Origin of the sequence: Pseudosporangium ferrugineum, assembly GCF_003002065.1 — a bacterium.
Taxonomy (GTDB): Bacteria; Actinomycetota; Actinomycetes; order Mycobacteriales; family Micromonosporaceae; genus Actinoplanes; species Actinoplanes ferrugineus_A.
The window spans coordinates 205,105-220,537 of the sequence record NZ_PVZG01000005.1 but is presented as its reverse complement, the minus strand read 5'-3'; the positions used below and the strand labels follow the sequence as shown (position 1 = coordinate 220,537).

General features: G+C 73.2%; 11 protein-coding genes. 7 read left to right on the top strand and 4 right to left on the bottom strand.

Going from position 1 to position 15,433, the window contains the following annotated elements; genetic code table 11:
* Positions 1-29 precede the first annotated feature (29 nt).
* Complete coding sequence (locus tag CLV70_RS12945) at positions 30-296, bottom strand: hypothetical protein (protein ID WP_106126696.1); 267 nt, start codon at positions 294-296, stop codon at positions 30-32.
* A 400-nt stretch (positions 297-696) separates the two neighbouring features.
* Between CLV70_RS12945 and trpC the strand changes: the two genes are divergently transcribed.
* From trpC to CLV70_RS12920, 5 genes are read left to right on the top strand one after another with little or no spacing between them, the layout of a single operon-like run.
* Positions 697-1,500, top strand: coding sequence for an indole-3-glycerol phosphate synthase TrpC (gene trpC, locus CLV70_RS12940; protein WP_106126695.1), 804 nt, complete (start codon positions 697-699; stop codon positions 1,498-1,500).
* Positions 1,497-2,738, top strand: a complete 1,242-nt coding sequence (gene trpB / locus CLV70_RS12935) for a tryptophan synthase subunit beta (protein ID WP_106126694.1) — start codon at positions 1,497-1,499, stop codon at positions 2,736-2,738. The genes trpC and trpB overlap by 4 nt, the downstream gene beginning before the upstream one ends.
* Entirely contained in the window at positions 2,735-3,541 is an 807-nt protein-coding gene (trpA, locus tag CLV70_RS12930) for a tryptophan synthase subunit alpha (RefSeq protein WP_106126693.1), read from the top strand. Before trpB ends, trpA begins: the two co-directional genes overlap by 4 nt.
* A 34-nt stretch (positions 3,542-3,575) precedes the next feature.
* Positions 3,576-4,688 (top strand): prolipoprotein diacylglyceryl transferase, encoded by a 1,113-nt coding sequence (lgt, locus tag CLV70_RS12925; protein WP_106126692.1) that lies wholly within the window; start codon positions 3,576-3,578, stop codon positions 4,686-4,688.
* Positions 4,689-4,704: 16 nt separating this feature from the next.
* Positions 4,705-5,895, top strand: coding sequence for an FAD-dependent oxidoreductase (locus tag CLV70_RS12920; RefSeq protein WP_106126691.1), 1,191 nt, complete (start codon positions 4,705-4,707; stop codon positions 5,893-5,895).
* Between the two features lie 35 nt (positions 5,896-5,930).
* Here CLV70_RS12920 and CLV70_RS12915 read toward each other — a convergent pair whose 3' ends face one another.
* From CLV70_RS12915 to CLV70_RS12905, 3 genes are all read right to left on the bottom strand, one after another.
* Complete coding sequence (locus CLV70_RS12915; RefSeq protein WP_106126690.1) at positions 5,931-7,127, bottom strand: mannosyltransferase family protein; 1,197 nt, start codon at positions 7,125-7,127, stop codon at positions 5,931-5,933.
* On the bottom strand, positions 7,124-8,098 hold the full coding sequence (locus CLV70_RS12910; RefSeq protein ID WP_106126689.1) for a glycosyltransferase family 2 protein: 975 nt from the start codon (positions 8,096-8,098) through the stop codon (positions 7,124-7,126). The genes CLV70_RS12915 and CLV70_RS12910 overlap by 4 nt, the downstream gene beginning before the upstream one ends.
* Before the next feature lie 83 nt (positions 8,099-8,181).
* Entirely contained in the window at positions 8,182-9,063 is an 882-nt protein-coding gene (locus CLV70_RS12905) for a GNAT family N-acetyltransferase (protein ID WP_170148608.1), read from the bottom strand.
* Positions 9,064-9,211: 148 nt separating this feature from the next.
* Between CLV70_RS12905 and gltB the strand changes: the two genes are divergently transcribed.
* A complete protein-coding gene (gltB, locus tag CLV70_RS12900) occupies positions 9,212-13,765 on the top strand; it encodes a glutamate synthase family protein (protein WP_483880083.1) in 4,554 nt (1,517 codons plus the stop codon).
* Positions 13,758-15,236, top strand: coding sequence for a glutamate synthase subunit beta (locus tag CLV70_RS12895; RefSeq protein WP_106126687.1), 1,479 nt, complete (start codon positions 13,758-13,760; stop codon positions 15,234-15,236). Before gltB ends, CLV70_RS12895 begins: the two co-directional genes overlap by 8 nt.
* The last annotated feature ends 197 nt before the right edge of the window (positions 15,237-15,433 follow it).

Genomic DNA, 15,433 nt, shown 5'->3' with positions numbered 1-15,433 from the left:
GCCGGAACAGGGCCGGGGAGGCCGGAGGGTCAGCGGCTGGACACCAGGTCGCCCGGCACCCGCTCGCCCGCGTTGCGCCGGCGGGGCTGGGCGGCCAGCGCGGCCACCATCGCGTCCACGTCCGCGCGGGCCTGCGCCCGGGCCCGGTCCGCGCTCATCGCGGCCCAGGCGTTGCCCTGGGCGGTGCGCACGTTCCGCTCGCCGACCACCGTGCGCTCCACGCCGGCGATCAGCTCGGCGGCATACGACACGACGGTGCGGGAGACGGCGGCGAAGCCGTTCTCGTCACTGGCCATGGTCCCCTCCACGGTGCTCGCGCGTGGCCCGGATGCCGCCCCATGACCGCCTCCCGCCCGGCGAGCGGGTGAGGGACGCGTGCGCGGGACGCCGCGGACCAGTTTGCCCGACTCCCATGCTGCCCGAGTCGTATTTCCGCCGGGTGACGCGACCGTCAACACGAAGGGGGGTCATCCGATCATCCAGGGGGTCCCAGCTAGCCGCGAGCTGCGCAGGAGGAGGATGTGACAGAAGAGACAGGCTCCGCCCGGGAGCGCATTATGCCGCAGCCCACCTCGTGAGGCTCGCCATACCCCGGGCGGCCCGGCACGTCGGCGGCCACTTAGCATCGGGCCGAGGACACCCGGAGAGGGGAGTCATTAGGTGACATCCGATCAGCGTGGTGCGGGATCGCAGAACGTGCTCGAGGAGATCCTGGCGGGCGTCCGCGAGGACGTCGCGGTGCGTCAGGAAGAGGTCTCGCTGGATCAGATCCGTGAGCTCGCGGCGGCGGCACCGCCGGCGATCGACGCGTACGCGGCCCTGCGCAAGCCCGGCGTGGCGGTGATCGCGGAGGTCAAGCGGTCGTCGCCGTCGAAGGGCGCCCTGGCCGACATCCCCGACCCCGCGGAGCTCGCGGGCGAGTACGCGGCCGGCGGCGCCCGCTGCATCAGCGTGCTGACCGAGGGCCGCTGGTTCGGCGGTTCGCTCGACGACCTGGCCGCGGTGCGGGCCGCCGTGGGCGTGCCGGTGCTGCGCAAGGACTTCGTCGTCTCCAGTTATCAGGTGCACGAGGCCCGCGCCCACGGTGCCGACCTCGTGCTGCTGATCGTGGCGGCGCTCGAGCAGAACGTCCTGGTCGGCCTGCTGGAGCGGATCGAGTCGCTGGGCATGACCGCGCTCGTCGAGGTGCACAACGAGGAAGAGGCCGACCGGGCACTGGACGCCGGCGCCCAGGTCATCGGCGTCAACGCCCGTGATCTGCGTACGCTGGAGGTGGACCGGTCCGTCTTCGAGCGGATCGCGCCCGGCCTGCCGAACAACGTCGTCAAGATCGCGGAGTCGGGAGTGCGGGGACCGCACGACCTGATCCGGTACGCCTCGGCCGGCGCCGACGCGGTGCTGGTGGGCGAGGGGCTGGTCACCAAGAAGAGCCCGCGGGACGCCGTCGCCGAGCTGGTCAACGCCGGCAACCACCCCGCGACGCCGCGGCCGGTGCGGTGAGCGCGCCGGTCCTGCCCGACCTCGCCGGTCACTTCGGCCGGTACGGCGGGAGGTTCGTCCCGGAAGCGCTCGTGCGGGCGCTCGACGAGCTGGACGCCGCGTACCGTTCGGCCAAGGACGATCCGGTCTTCCAGGAGCGCTTCACCGGCCTGCTGCGCGACTACGCCGGCACGCCGTCGCTGCTCTACCGGGCCGAGCGGCTCTCCGCGGCGATCGGCGCCGAGGTGCTGCTCAAGCGCGAGGACCTGAACCACACCGGCGCCCACAAGGTGCGCAACGTGCTGGGCCAGGCGCTGCTCGCCAAGCGGATGGGCAAGCCGCGGGTGATCGCGGAGACCGGCGCCGGTCAGCACGGGGTGGCGAGCGCGACCGCCGCGGCGCTGCTCGACCTCGAGTGCGTGGTCTACATGGGCGAGACCGACACCGAGCGGCAGGCCCTGAACGTGGCCCGGATGCGGATGCTGGGCGCCACGGTCGTCCCGGTGACCAACGGCTCCCGCACGCTCAAGGACGCCCTCAACGAGGCGCTGCGCGACTGGGTGTCGAGCGTCGACACGACCCACTACCTGCTCGGTACGGCCGCCGGCCCGCACCCGTTCCCGGAGATCGTGCGGGACTTCGTGGGCGGCATCGGCACCGAGGCCCGCGAGCAGTGCCTCACGCAGCTGGGCCGGCTGCCCGACGCCGTCGCGGCCTGCGTGGGCGGCGGGTCCAACGCCATCGGCATCTTCCACGCCTTCGTCGGCGACGAGCGGGTCCGGCTGTACGGCTTCGAGGCCGGCGGCGACGGCGTGGAGACCGGCCGGCACGCCGCGTCGATCACCGGCGGCTCGGCGGGGGTGCTGCACGGCGCCCGCACGTACGTGCTGCAGGACGAGGACGGCCAGACGGTCGAGTCGCACTCGATCTCGGCCGGGCTGGACTATCCCGGCGTCGGGCCGGAGCACGCCTGGCTGCACGACACCGGCCGGGCCACGTACGAGCCGGTGAACGACGCCGAGGCGATGGCCGCGTTCCAGCTGCTGTGCCGCACCGAGGGGATCATCCCGGCGATCGAGAGCGCGCACGCCCTCGCCGGCGCCGCGCGGATCGCGCCGCGGCTGGCGGAGGAGCTGGGCCGCACCCCGACGATCGTGATCAATCTGTCCGGCCGCGGCGACAAGGACGTGCACACCGCCGGCGCCTACTTCGGCATCCTCGACGAGCGCGAGGTTCTCGTCCCCGGGGAGCAGGAGTGACGATTCGGGATACCTTCGGCAAGGCGAAGGCCGAGGGGCGGTCGGTGCTGGTCGGGTGCATGCCCGCCGGGTTCCCGACCGTCGACGACAGCATCCGGAGCATGGTCGCCATGGCCGAGGCCGGCTGCGACGTCATCGAGGTCGAGCTGCCGTACAGCGACCCGGTGATGGACGGGCCGGTGATCCAGAAGGCCAGCGACATCGCCCTGGCCAACGGCGTACGCACCCGCGACACGCTGCGCATCATCGAGGCGGTCGCGGGCACCGGCGCCACGGTGGTGCTGATGACGTACTGGAATCCGATCGAGCGGTACGGGGTCGACGCGTTCGCCCGGGACCTGGCGGCGGCCGGCGCCACCGGCATGATCACGCCCGATCTCATCCCGGACGAGGCGCAGGAGTGGATCGCCGCCTCCGACCGGCACGCGATCGACCGTACGTTCCTGGTCTCGCCGTCGTCGACCGCGGAGCGGATCGCGATGACCGTGGCGAACTGCCGCGGCTTCGTCTACGCGACCGCGCTGATGGGCGTCACCGGCGCCCGAACGTCGGTGTCCTCGCAGGCCCCGGAGCTCGTCGCCCGGGTCCGCGCCGCCGATCCGGAGATGCCGGTGGGCGTGGGCCTGGGGGTCGGCACCGGCGCGCAGGCCGCCGAGGTGGCCGCGTTCGCCGACGGGGTGATCGTCGGCAGCGCGCTGATCCGGTGCGTTCTCGACGCCCCCGACCTCGCCTCCGGGCACCAGCGGCTGCGGGCGCTGAGCGCGGAGCTGGCCGAGGGCGTACGGTCGGTCAAACCCTCCTGACACGACGCGCAGGAATCGGCGGTAGGGTGCGCCCGTGAAGCTCGCCGCTATCCCCAGCCCCACGACGTCGGTGTGGCACGTCCTCGGCCTTCCCGTCCGGGCGTACGCGCTCTGCATCGTCCTGGGCATCGTCGTCGCCGTCCTCGTCATGGAACATCGGCTGCGCCGCCGCGGCGTCGCGCCGTGGGCCTCCCTCGACATGGCCGTGTGGGCGGTGCCGTTCGGCATCATCGGTGCCCGGATCTACCACGTGATCACCTCGCCGGGCGAGTACTTCGGCGACGGCGGCGAGCCCATCCGGGTCTTCCAGATCTGGGAGGGCGGCCTCGGCATCTGGGGCGCGGTGGCCGGCGGCGCGCTCGGCGCCTGGTTCGCCGCCCGCCAGCTGGGCCTGCCGCTGTCGGTGTTCGCCGACGCGCTGGCCCCGGCGCTGCCGCTGGCGCAGGGGATCGGCCGGTTCGGCAACTGGTTCAACAACGAGCTCTACGGCAGCGTCACGACGCTGCCCTGGGGCCTGCGCGTGCACGACATGGACCGCTCCAACCCCGGGCACGCGACGGTCATCGACGGGAAGCCGGTCACCCTCCCGGACCTCTACCACCCGACCTTCCTGTACGAGGCGATCTGGAACTTCGGCATCGCCGGCCTGGTGTGGGCGCTGGACCGGCGGTTCAAGTTCGGCCGCGGGCGGGCCTTCGCGCTCTACGTGATGGCGTACACGCTGGGCCGCCTGTGGATCGAGATGCTGCGGATCGACGACGCCAGCAAGTTCTTCGGCATCCGCCTCAACGTCTTCACCTCGATCGTGGTGTTCCTGCTCGCGCTGGCGTACTTCCTGGTGGTCAAGGGCCCCCGCGAGTACGTGGTGCCGATCGACGCGCCGGAGAGCGAGCCCCTGCCCGAGCCGGCCGGCGACGTGAGCCAGGTCGACGTCGGCGCGGGCGAGGCGGTGGCCAAGGCCCCGAGGGCGTATCAGGTGGTCAGCGAGGAACGCTTCCGAGGGTACGAACGCACCGGTGTGCTGCCACCGGCGGACGCGGCGGACGCCCCCGGAGGATCCGCCGTGACCGCCGAGCATGCCGAGTCGACCACGGCGGCCGGTGACGACACCGGATCGGCCGCCTCCACCTCCGCCGACGAGCGCTAGAGGGCCGGGGCGCGGCGTGCGCACCGCCGTGGTGGTGGGCGCGGGCATGGCGGGGCTGGCCGCGGCCGGCGCCCTCGCCCGCGAAGGCTGGCAGGTGACCCTCCTGGAACGCGGCGAGCGGGTGGCCGCGCCGCCGACCGCGCTGGTGCTGTGGCCCAACGGCCGCCGGGCGCTGGACTCGCTCGACCCGGACGGCGGCTGGCCCGGCATCGCCGCGCCGCTGCCCGACGGCGGCGTCCGCCGTCCCGACGGCCAGTGGCTGGTCGCGCCGCACACCCGTCCCGGCGCGGGCCCGGCCCCGGCGGTCGTGCACCTCGAGGACCTGTACGACGCCCTGGTGGCGGGGCTCGGCGACGGTGTGGACATCCGTACCGGCGTCGAGATCAGCACGGTGCGGGCCCGGCGCGCGACCCGTCCCGCGGTCGGTGACGGCCGCACGCTCTTCGAGGCCGACCTGATCGTGGCGGCCGACGGCATCGACAGCCCGGTACGCCGCGCGCTCGCCCCGGAGGCGGCGGCGGTCGGTTCGGGCTTCGCCGCGTGGCAGGCCGTCATTCCCGGCTACCGCGCGCCCTCCCTGCCGCCGGACTGCGCGGCCGGCGGCGAGACGCTGGGCGCGGGCTACCGCTTCGTGTCGATGCCGCTGGGCGAGCGCGCGGCGGGCCGGGGCGGCATCTACTGGGTCGCGACGGCGGCGGGTGCGCCCCGCCCGGAGCCGGCCGCCACCCAGCTGGCCCTGCTGCGCCGGTGGTTCGCGAGCTGGCACGCGCCGGTCGGCGACCTGCTCGCCGCCACCCGGCCGGAGGATCTCGTCCCGCAGGAGGTGCGGGAGCTGCGGCCGCTGCCGAGGGCGTACGGCTTCCGCTGTGGCACGGGCGGCGTGGTGCTGCTCGGCGACGCCGCCCACGCCATGCCCCACCACCTGGGCCAGGGCGCCTGCCTGGCGTTCGAGGACGCGGCCACGCTGCGGTCGCTGGTGGCGACGGCGGAGCCCGGCCCGGCCCTGCACCAGGCGGTCGAGGAGTACGACCGGGCGCGACGCCCGCGGACGGCCACGGTGGTGCGGCAGAGCCGGCGGATGTCGGCGGTGGTGCAGGCCCGCGGCCGGCTGGCGCTGCGGGCCCGGGACGCGGCCCTGGGGTCGCTGCGCCCGCGCATCCTGGGCCACGCCCACGGCCTGGCCGCCGACTGGCAACCCCCGGACTAGGCCCGCGCCCGCCTTGTCGGCCGGGCGGGCGCTGGTCAGCCGACCAGGAAGGAGCCGGCCATGAAGACCACCAGGAGCACGGCGTGCAGGGACGCGCCGATCACCAGGACCGCCCGGTCGACCACCGGATGGGCGCCGATCCGGCCCAGCACCAGGAAGATCGCCACGGCCTCCATCGCGTACCGCGCGGACGACTGCATGGAGCGCCCGCCGACCTCGGTCGACATCAGCATGATCAGGCCGATGGCGCCCTGGACGACCAGGTACATCTGATCCCGGCGGAGCCGGAACGGGCCTCGTACGCACAGGATCAGCAGCACCACCGCGACCAGTACGGTTCCGGCGTCCAGCATTCCCCCGAGCGCGTGCTTGTCGAGCAGCCCGTGCCCGGCGATCTGCCGTACCGAGGTCACCCACGCCACGCCCGGGAAGGTGTATCGCCGCCCCCACTCGTCCTGGGCGATGCTGAACTGCAGCGGGCTGCCCAGGTCCACCAGGCAGTAGATGCTGTAGCCGACGAGCCCGAGCGGCACCAGCGCGAGCGCCAGCACGTCCGGCCGGATCCGGCGGGGCCGCCACCCGACCTGGCGCAGGTACTCGACCGCCAGCGGGACGATCAGCAGGACACCGAACAGCCGGGTGGCCGACGACAACGCGCCCAGCATCCCCGCCAGCCACCAGTTTCCCCGGCGTGCGGCGTACAGGGACCCCACGATCAGCAGCAGGAAGAGCGATTCGTTGTAGCCGATGAACAGGAAGAAGCCGGTCGGGAAGACGGCCAGGTACCAGGCGGCGCGCCGGGCGACCTCGGCACCCAGCTCGAGCTCGGCGAGCCGGTACAGCAGGGCCAGCGCACCGAACGCGGCCGCGTTGGCCAGCACCAGAGCGGCGACCACGCCGTCGCCGGGCAGGATCGGGTTCACGACGTGGATGAGCATCGGGAACAGCGGGAAGAAGGCCGGGTAGCCCGGGCCGAGGTGGTAGCCCTGCTCGGCGATGCTCACGTAGTGCACCGCGTCCCAGCCGTTCCAGCGGACGGCGATCGACCACGGATCGGGCGCCGGGCCGCGGCCCTGATAGGTCAGCCAGGCCAGCGCGCCGACCATGAGGTGCACCACGAACGAGGTCGACCACACGGCGAGGGCCGCCAGCAACGCCGGCCGCCACGGACGGCCGGGCTCCGCCGGCGGCGGGACGTGCAGCTCGGCGACGCGGTCGGGCGCGACGGTCACGACGGCACCCCGGCCCGGCGGCGGGCGTCGGCGATCGCGGAGTCGTAGGCCACGACATAGGCCGGCCGTCCCTGGACCGCGGTGAACGTGCGGGCCACGTACTCCCCGAGCAGGCCCAGGCACAGCAGCTGCAACGCGCCGAGGAACACCATCGCCACGAGCATCGAGGTCCACCCGGGTACGACGCTTCCCCACAGGTAGGCGGCCAGCGCCGCCGCCCCCGTCGCCAGGCACAGCACGATTCCGGCGCAGCCCAGCCAGGTCGCCACCCGCAGCGGCGCGGCCGAGAACCCGGTGATGCTGTCGAACGTGAGACGCAGCATCTTGGCCAACGGGTACTTGGAGTGCCCGGCGGCCCGCGGCTGACGGGTGTACCGGACCTCGCCGCTGGGCAGACCGAGCCAGGGCACCAGCAGGCGGTAGACCGGCGCGTGCTCCGGCAACTCGGTGAGAGCGTCCACGGCGGTGCGGCTGAGCAGGCGGAAGTCGCCCGCGTCGGCCGGCACCTCGGCACCGGCCAGGCGCCGCATCAGCCGGTAGTACCAGCCGGCCGTCCAGCGCTTGAACGGGCTGTCGGTGCTGCGGTCGGTGCGCACCCCGTGGACGACGTCGAGCCGCTCGTCGTCGGCCAGGCGCAGCATCGCGGCGATGACCTCGGGCGGGTCCTGGAGGTCGACGTCGATGCTGACCACGTACCGGCCGCGGGCGCGGTGCAGGCCCGCGGTGAGCGCGTACTGATGCCCGGCGTTGCGCCGCAACCGGACCACCCGCAGCTGTGACCAGGCGCGGCGCATCGTCTCCAGCACGGCCGGGGTGGCGTCCCGGCTGCCGTCGTCGACCGCCAGCACCTCGTACGACAGGCCGAGCCCGTCGAGCACGGGCCGGATCCGCTCCGCGAACAGCGGTAGCACGTCCTCCTCGTTGAAGACCGGAACCACCACCGACAGCTCCGGCATGGCATCGACGCTCATCGGCGTTCCCTTCGTGACGTTCACGGGAACACACAATGATCAGCCGGGCATAAGGGCCCGATAAAAGAGGTACGGCCGGGCCCCTAGAGCGGCGCGATGGCCGGGGAGCCGATGCACGCCGTGCCGACGCGCCGGAAGCCCACCCGCGAGTACAGCCGGGCCACGTCGTCGTCGGCGGCGGAGAGGAACACCAGGTCGTCGCCCTGTTCGAGGGCGCGCCGGGCGAGGCTGGCGGTGAGCTGGGAGGCGTACCCGCGGCGCCGGGCCGTGGGCAGCGTCGCCACGCCCGCCACCTCGGCGACGCCGCCGGCGCGCTGCACCGAGCCGGACGCGAGGATGCCCTCGGCGGGGGAGTCGACCACCGCGGTGATGAAGCGGCCGGACGTGTGCCGGCGGGCCAGGTCGGCGACGACCTCGTCGCCCGGCGGCGGGACCGCGTCGCGCTGGGCGGGACCGGCCGGCTCCATCACCAGCGCGCCGGCCCGGTCGGTCGCCGGGGCGGCACCGGTGGCCGACGCCGGCGCGCCGAAGCCGAGCTGGGCGACCGCGCGTCCGGCGGCCATGTCCGCGGCGAAGCCCGGCGTGGCCGGGTCGAGGAACCGGATCGTGGCGGCGGGGATCGGCAGGTCCGGGACGAGCGCGGCCCGGTCGAGGACCATCAGCGGGGCGAGCAGCACGTCGAGGCCGGCCGAGCGGGCCACCGCCAGCAGGTCCGGCGTCGTCTCGTGCACCCATTCGAAGGCCTCGGGCACGCCGAGCTGTCGTTGCCGTGCGCGTACGGCGGTAACATCGGCCGCGGACGGCGTCCCGCCCCCGATCCGGGGCCGGGCATAGTAGGGCCATCCCGGGCCCTCCCGGACGAAGAGCACGAAGCCCCCGATGTCCTCCGTCACCGTGGCATCGCGGGGCACGGAATCGTAGAAACGCTCCAGCCGGGTGAAGACGTCGGTATCCTCTAGCGCCACCGCGGAAGACTACCGAACCCAGCATCGCAAAGTGTGATCCATCCGCACCTGGCGGAGATCGGTGACGTCTAACGTAGTATCGAGAGACTTTGCAGGGCCGACGTCGTCCCGACCTTGAACGGAAACACCAGTGACGATCGGAGGCCCGGTGGCTCTTCCGCACCCCCAGGGTTTGTACGACCCGGAGAACGAGCGCGACGCGTGCGGTGTCGCCTTCGTCGCCGATCTGCACGGCCGGCGCTCCCACGACGTGGTCGCGAAGGGTCTCTCCGCGCTCATCCGCCTCGACCACCGGGGTGCCCGGGGCGCCGAGTACAACACCGGTGACGGCGCCGGCATCATGCTCCAGGTCCCGGACGCGTTCCTGCGCGACGTGGTGGAGTTCGAGCTTCCCGAGCCGGGCGCGTACGCGACGGGCCTGGTCTTCCTGCCCACCGACGAGTCGGAAGCGGCCCGCGCGATCGCCGTCTTCGAGAAGTACGCCCTGGTCGAGGGCGGCGACATCCTCGGCTGGCGGGACGTGCCGGTGGACCCGTCCGGGCTGGGCGAGAGCGCCGAGGCCGCGCGCCCCACCATCAAGCAGGTGTTCCTCGCGGCGCACCGGCTCACCGGCACGCAGACCGGCAGGGCCGGCGAGCAGCTGTCCGGCATCGAGCTCGACATCGTCGCGTTCTGCATCCGCAAGCAGGCGGAGCGGGAGACCCAGCAGCGCGGCATCGGGGCGTATTTCCCGTCGCTGTCCGCGCGCACCATCACGTACAAGGGCATGCTGACGCCCGACCAGCTGCCGCAGTTCTTCCCGGACCTGACCGACCAGCGCATGGACAGCGCCATCGCGCTCGTGCACTCGCGCTTCTCCACGAACACGTTCCCGTCGTGGCCGCTCGCGCACCCGTACAGGTTCATCGCGCACAACGGCGAGATCAACACGATCCGCGGCAACAAGAACTGGATGGCCGCCCGCGAGGCCCTGCTGGCCTCGCCGAACCTGCCGGGGTCCATCAAGCGGCTGTTCCCCGTGTGCACGCCGGAGGCCTCCGACTCGGCGAACTTCGACGCCGTCCTGGAGCTGCTGCACCTGGCCGGTCGCAGCCTGCCGCACGCCGTACTGATGATGATTCCCGAGGCGTGGGAGAACGACCCGGGCATGGACCCGGCCCGGCGCGCCTTCTACCGCTTCCACGCCAGCGTGATGGAGCCGTGGGACGGCCCGGCCAGCGTGGCGTTCACCGACGGCACGATCATCGGCGCCGTCCTGGACCGCAACGGCCTGCGCCCGGGCCGCTGGTGGCACACCGCCGACGGCCTGGTGGTGCTCGGCTCCGAGGCCGGCGTGCTCGACCTCGACCCGGCCACCGTCGTGGCCAAGGGGCGGCTCCAGCCGGGCCGGATGTTCCTCGTGGACACCGCCGCCGGGCGCATCGTGCACGACGACGAGATCAAGGCCGAGCTGGCCGCCGCCGAGCCGTACGACGAGTGGCTGCACGCCGGGCTCATCGACCTGCAGGACCTGCCGCCGCGCGAGCACATCATCTACACGCACGACTCGGTGATGCGCCGCCAGCAGATCTTCGGCTACTCCGAGGAGGAGCTGAAGATCCTGGTGGCCCCGATGGCCCGGGCCGGCGCCGAGCCGCTCGGTTCGATGGGTACGGACACCCCGATCTCGCCCCTGTCCACCCGGCCCCGCCTGCTGTTCGACTACTTCCACCAGCTGTTCGCCCAGGTCACCAACCCGCCGCTGGACGCGATCCGGGAGGAGCTGGTGACCAGCCTGTCGGCGACCATCGGCCCCGAGGGCAACCTGCTGAGCCCGGGCCCGGCGAGCTGCCGGCAGGTCGTGCTGCCGTGGCCGATCCTGGACAACGACGAGCTCGCCAAGCTGCTCTCCATCGACGAGGACGGCGACCTGCCCGGGTTCAAGGCGGTCCGGGTCTCCGGCCTGTACCCGCTGCGGGACGGCGCCGAGGGCATCAAGGCGCGGCTCACCCAGATCTGCCGGCACGTCTCCGAGGCGATCGAGGACGGCGTCCGCATCCTGGTCCTGTCCGACCGCGACTCCAACGCCGACCTGGCGCCGATCCCGTCGCTGCTGCTCACCGCCGCCGTGCACCAGCACCTGGTGCGGGAGCAGACCCGCACGCAGGTCGCGCTCGTGGTGGAGAGCGGCGACTGCCGGGAGGTGCACCACGCGGCCGTGCTGATCGGGTACGGCGCCGCCGCGGTGAACCCGTACCTGGCCTTTGAGAGCGTCGAGGACCTCATCGCCACCGGCCCGCTCGCCGGCATGGAGGCGGGCAAGGCGGTCCGCAACTACGTCAAGGCGCTGGGCAAGGGCGTCCTGAAGATCATGTCCAAGATGGGCATCTCGACCGTGTCGTCGTACTGCGGCGCCCAGGTCTTCGAGGCGGTCGGCCTCGAGGACGAGCTGCTCCAGCGCTACTTCACCGGCACGTCGGGGCGCATCGGCGGCTCCGGGCTCGCCGAGATCCACGCCGAGGTCGCGGCGCGGCACGCGAAGGCGTACCCGAGCAACCCGGCCGAGCGCAGCCACCGCCGCCTCGAGGTCGGCGGCGAGTACCAGTGGCGCCGCGAGGGCGAGATCCACCTGTTCAACCCGGAGACCGTCTTCCTGCTCCAGCACGCCACCCGCAGCAAGCAGTACGACGTCTTCAAGCAGTACACGGAGAAGGTCGACGGGCTCGCCGCGGCCGCCGGATCGCTGCGCGGGCTGTTCCGCTTCCGGGCCGACCGGCAGCCGGTGCCGCTGGAGGAGGTCGAGCCGGCCGCGGAGATCGTCAAGCGCTTCGCCACCGGCGCGATGTCGTACGGCTCCATCTCCGCGGAGTCGCACGAGACCCTGGCGATCGCCATGAACCGGCTCGGCGGCAAGTCGAACACCGGCGAGGGCGGCGAGGACGTCGAGCGCCTCTACGACCCGGCCCGGCGCTCCAGCGTCAAGCAGATCGCCTCCGGCCGCTTCGGCGTCACCACGGAATACCTCGTCAACGCCGACGACCTGCAGATCAAGATGGCCCAGGGCGCGAAGCCGGGCGAGGGCGGCCAGCTGCCGGGCAACAAGGTGTGGCCGTGGATCGCCAAGACCCGGCACGCCACCCCCGGCGTCGGGCTCATCTCGCCGCCGCCGCACCACGACATCTACTCCATCGAGGACCTGGCGCAGCTGGTCCACGACCTGAAGAACGTCAACCCGGCTGCGCGCGTACACGTGAAACTGGTCTCCGAGATCGGGGTCGGCACCGTCGCGGCCGGCGTGGCCAAGCTCAAGGCCGACGTCATCCTGATCTCCGGCCACGACGGCGGTACGGGCGCCAGCCCGCTCAACTCGCTGAAGCACGCCGGTTCCCCGTGGGAGCTCGGCCTGGCTGAGGCCCAGCAGACGCTGCTGCTCAACAAGCTGCGCGACCGGGTCACCGTGCAGGTCGACGGCCAGCTGAAGACCGGCCGTGACGTGATCGTCGCGGCGCTGCTCGGCGCCGAGGAGTTCGGCTTCGCGACCGCGCCGCTGATCGTCTCCGGCTGCATCATGATGCGGGTCTGCCACCTGGACACCTGCCCGGTCGGCATCGCCACGCAGAACCCGGTGCTGCGCGAGCGGTTCACCGGCAAGCCGGAGTTCGTGGAGAACTTCTTCCTCTTCCTCGCCGAGGAGGTCCGGGGCTACCTCGCCGAGCTGGGCTTCCGCAGCATCGACGAGGCGATCGGGCACGCCGAGGTGCTCGACGTCGCCCCGGCGGTGGACCACTGGAAGGCCAACGGCCTCGACCTCACCCCGATCCTGTACGTCCCGGAGCTGCCCGAGGGCGCGTCCCTGCGCGGCGTCGTCGCCCAGGACCACGGCCTCGACCGGGCGCTGGACAACGAGCTCATCGCGCTCGCCGGGCCGGCGCTCACCGAGGGCCGCGAGGTCCGCGCCGAGCTGGCCGTCCGCAACGACCACCGCAGCGTGGGCGCGATGCTCGGCGGCGAGGTCGCCCGGCGCTACGGCGGCAACGGCCTGCCCGACGACACGATCGCCTTCACCCTGCGGGGCACCGGCGGCCAGTCGTTCGGCGCGTTCCTGCCGCGCGGCGTGACCCTGCGGCTGATCGGCGACACCAACGACTACGTCGCCAAGGGGCTCTCCGGCGGGCGGGTCAGCGTGCGGCCGGCCGAGGAAGCGCCGTTCGTGGCCGAGGAGAACATCATCGCGGGCAACACCATCCTGTACGGCGCCACCGCCGGCGAACTGTTCCTGCGCGGACGCGCGGGGGAGCGCTTCGCGGTGCGCAACTCGGGTGCGTCCGCGGTCGTCGAGGGCGTGGGCGACCACGGCTGCGAGTACATGACCGGCGGCGTGGTGGTGGTGCTCGGCGCGACCGGGCGCAACTTCGCGGCGGGCATGAGCGGCGGTAAGGCGTTCGTGCTCGGCCTCGACCAGCGCCTGGTCAACCCGGAGCTGGTCGACCTGGCCCCGCTCACCGGCGAGGAGCAGGACGTGCTGCGCACCCTCGTCGAGAAGCACCATGCCGAGACCGGGTCCGCGGTGGCGGAGCGGCTGCTCAAGGACTGGCCGGCCGCCGTGGCGGAGTTCACCGCCGTGGTGCCGCGCGACTACAAGCGAGTGATGGAACTGATCAGGACCGCCGAGGCTGCCGGTCGCGACGTCGACGAGGCGGTTATGGGGGTCACCCGTGCCTGATCCGAACGGTTTCCTGCGGTACGAGCGGCAGCTTCCGAAGCGCCGCCCGGTGCCCGTACGCATCCGCGACTGGCGAGAGGTGTATCCGCCCGCCGGCGAGGAGCTCATCCGCGACCAGGCCACCCGGTGCATGGACTGCGGCATCCCCTTCTGCCACGAGGGCTGCCCGCTGGGCAACCGCATCCCGGACTGGAACGACCTGGTCCGCACCAACGCCTGGGCCGCGGCGGCGGAGAGCCTGCACGCCACCAACAACTTCCCGGAGTTCACCGGCCGGCTCTGCCCCGCACCCTGCGAGGCGGCCTGCGTCCTCGGCATCGCCGACGACCCGGTCACCATCAAGCAGGTCGAGGTCGAGATCGCCAACCACGCCTTCGACCTCGGGTACGTGAAACCGCAGCCGCCCGCCACGCTCTCCGGCAGGTCGGTGGCCGTGGTCGGCTCCGGACCCGCCGGGCTGGCCGCCGCGCAGCAGCTCGCCCGGGCCGGCCACGCCGTCACGGTGTTCGAGCGCGACGACCGGATCGGTGGTCTCCTGCGCTACGGCATCCCCGACTTCAAGCTCGAGAAGGAGCGCATCGACGCCCGCCTCGCGCAGATGGAGGCCGAGGGCGTCATCTTCCAGACCGGCGTCAACGTGGGCGTCGACGTCACCGCGGACGACCTGCGCGAGCGCTTCGACGCCGTGCTGCTCACCTGCGGCGCCCTCGCCGGCCGGGACACGCACGGGACGCCGGGGCGGCAGCTGCGCGGCGTACACCTGGCCATGGACCATCTCGTCCCGGCCAACCGGGTGGTCGCCGGGCTGCAGGAGAGCACGCCGATCGACGCCCGGGACAAGCACGTCGTGATCATCGGCGGCGGCGACACCGGCGCCGACTGCCTCGGCGTGGCCCACCGCCAGGGCGCGGCCAACGTGATCCAGCTCGACCAGTACCCGCTGCCGCCGGAGGCCCGCGCCGCCGAGCTGCACCCGTGGCCGACCTGGCCGGTCATCCTGCGCAACTACCCGGCCCACGAGGAGGGCGGCGAACGCGTCTTCGGCGTGGCGGTCCAGGAGTTCGTCGACGACGGCAACGGCAACGTCGCCGCCGTCCGCGTCGCCGACGTCGTCGTCGAACGCGTCGACGGCCGGCGCACGGTCACCGTCACCCCCGGCTCGGAGCGCGACCTGCGCGCCGACCTGGTCCTGCTCGCGATCGGCTTCGAGGGTACGGAGCAGCAGCCGCTCCTCGACCAGCTCGGCGTGACCCGCAACCCCCGCGGCGCGGTCGACGCCGGGGACGACTGGCAGACCGGCGCGGACGGCGTCTTCGTGGCCGGCGACATGCACCGCGGCGCCTCACTGATCGTCTGGGCGATCGCCGAGGGCCGCGCCGCCGCCGCGGCCATCCACCAGTACCTCGGCGCCCCGGGTGACCTGCCGGCGCCCGTACGCCCGACGTCGCAGCCGCTGGCCGCGACCCGCTGAGGCGACAGCCCGCCCCGGCGCCGGGGGCGGGCCGCTCCGCCCCCGGCGGTCCCTCCGCCGCTCCCTCCGTCGCTCCCGCCCCGTCGCTGCCTCGGTCGCTCCCGCCCCGTCGGTTCCTCCGCCGTTCCCGGCCGCGTCGCTCACTCTTCGTGATCGCGTGCGCGCGGCCCGAACCGGTGGTCGCCGTCGTTGCTGCG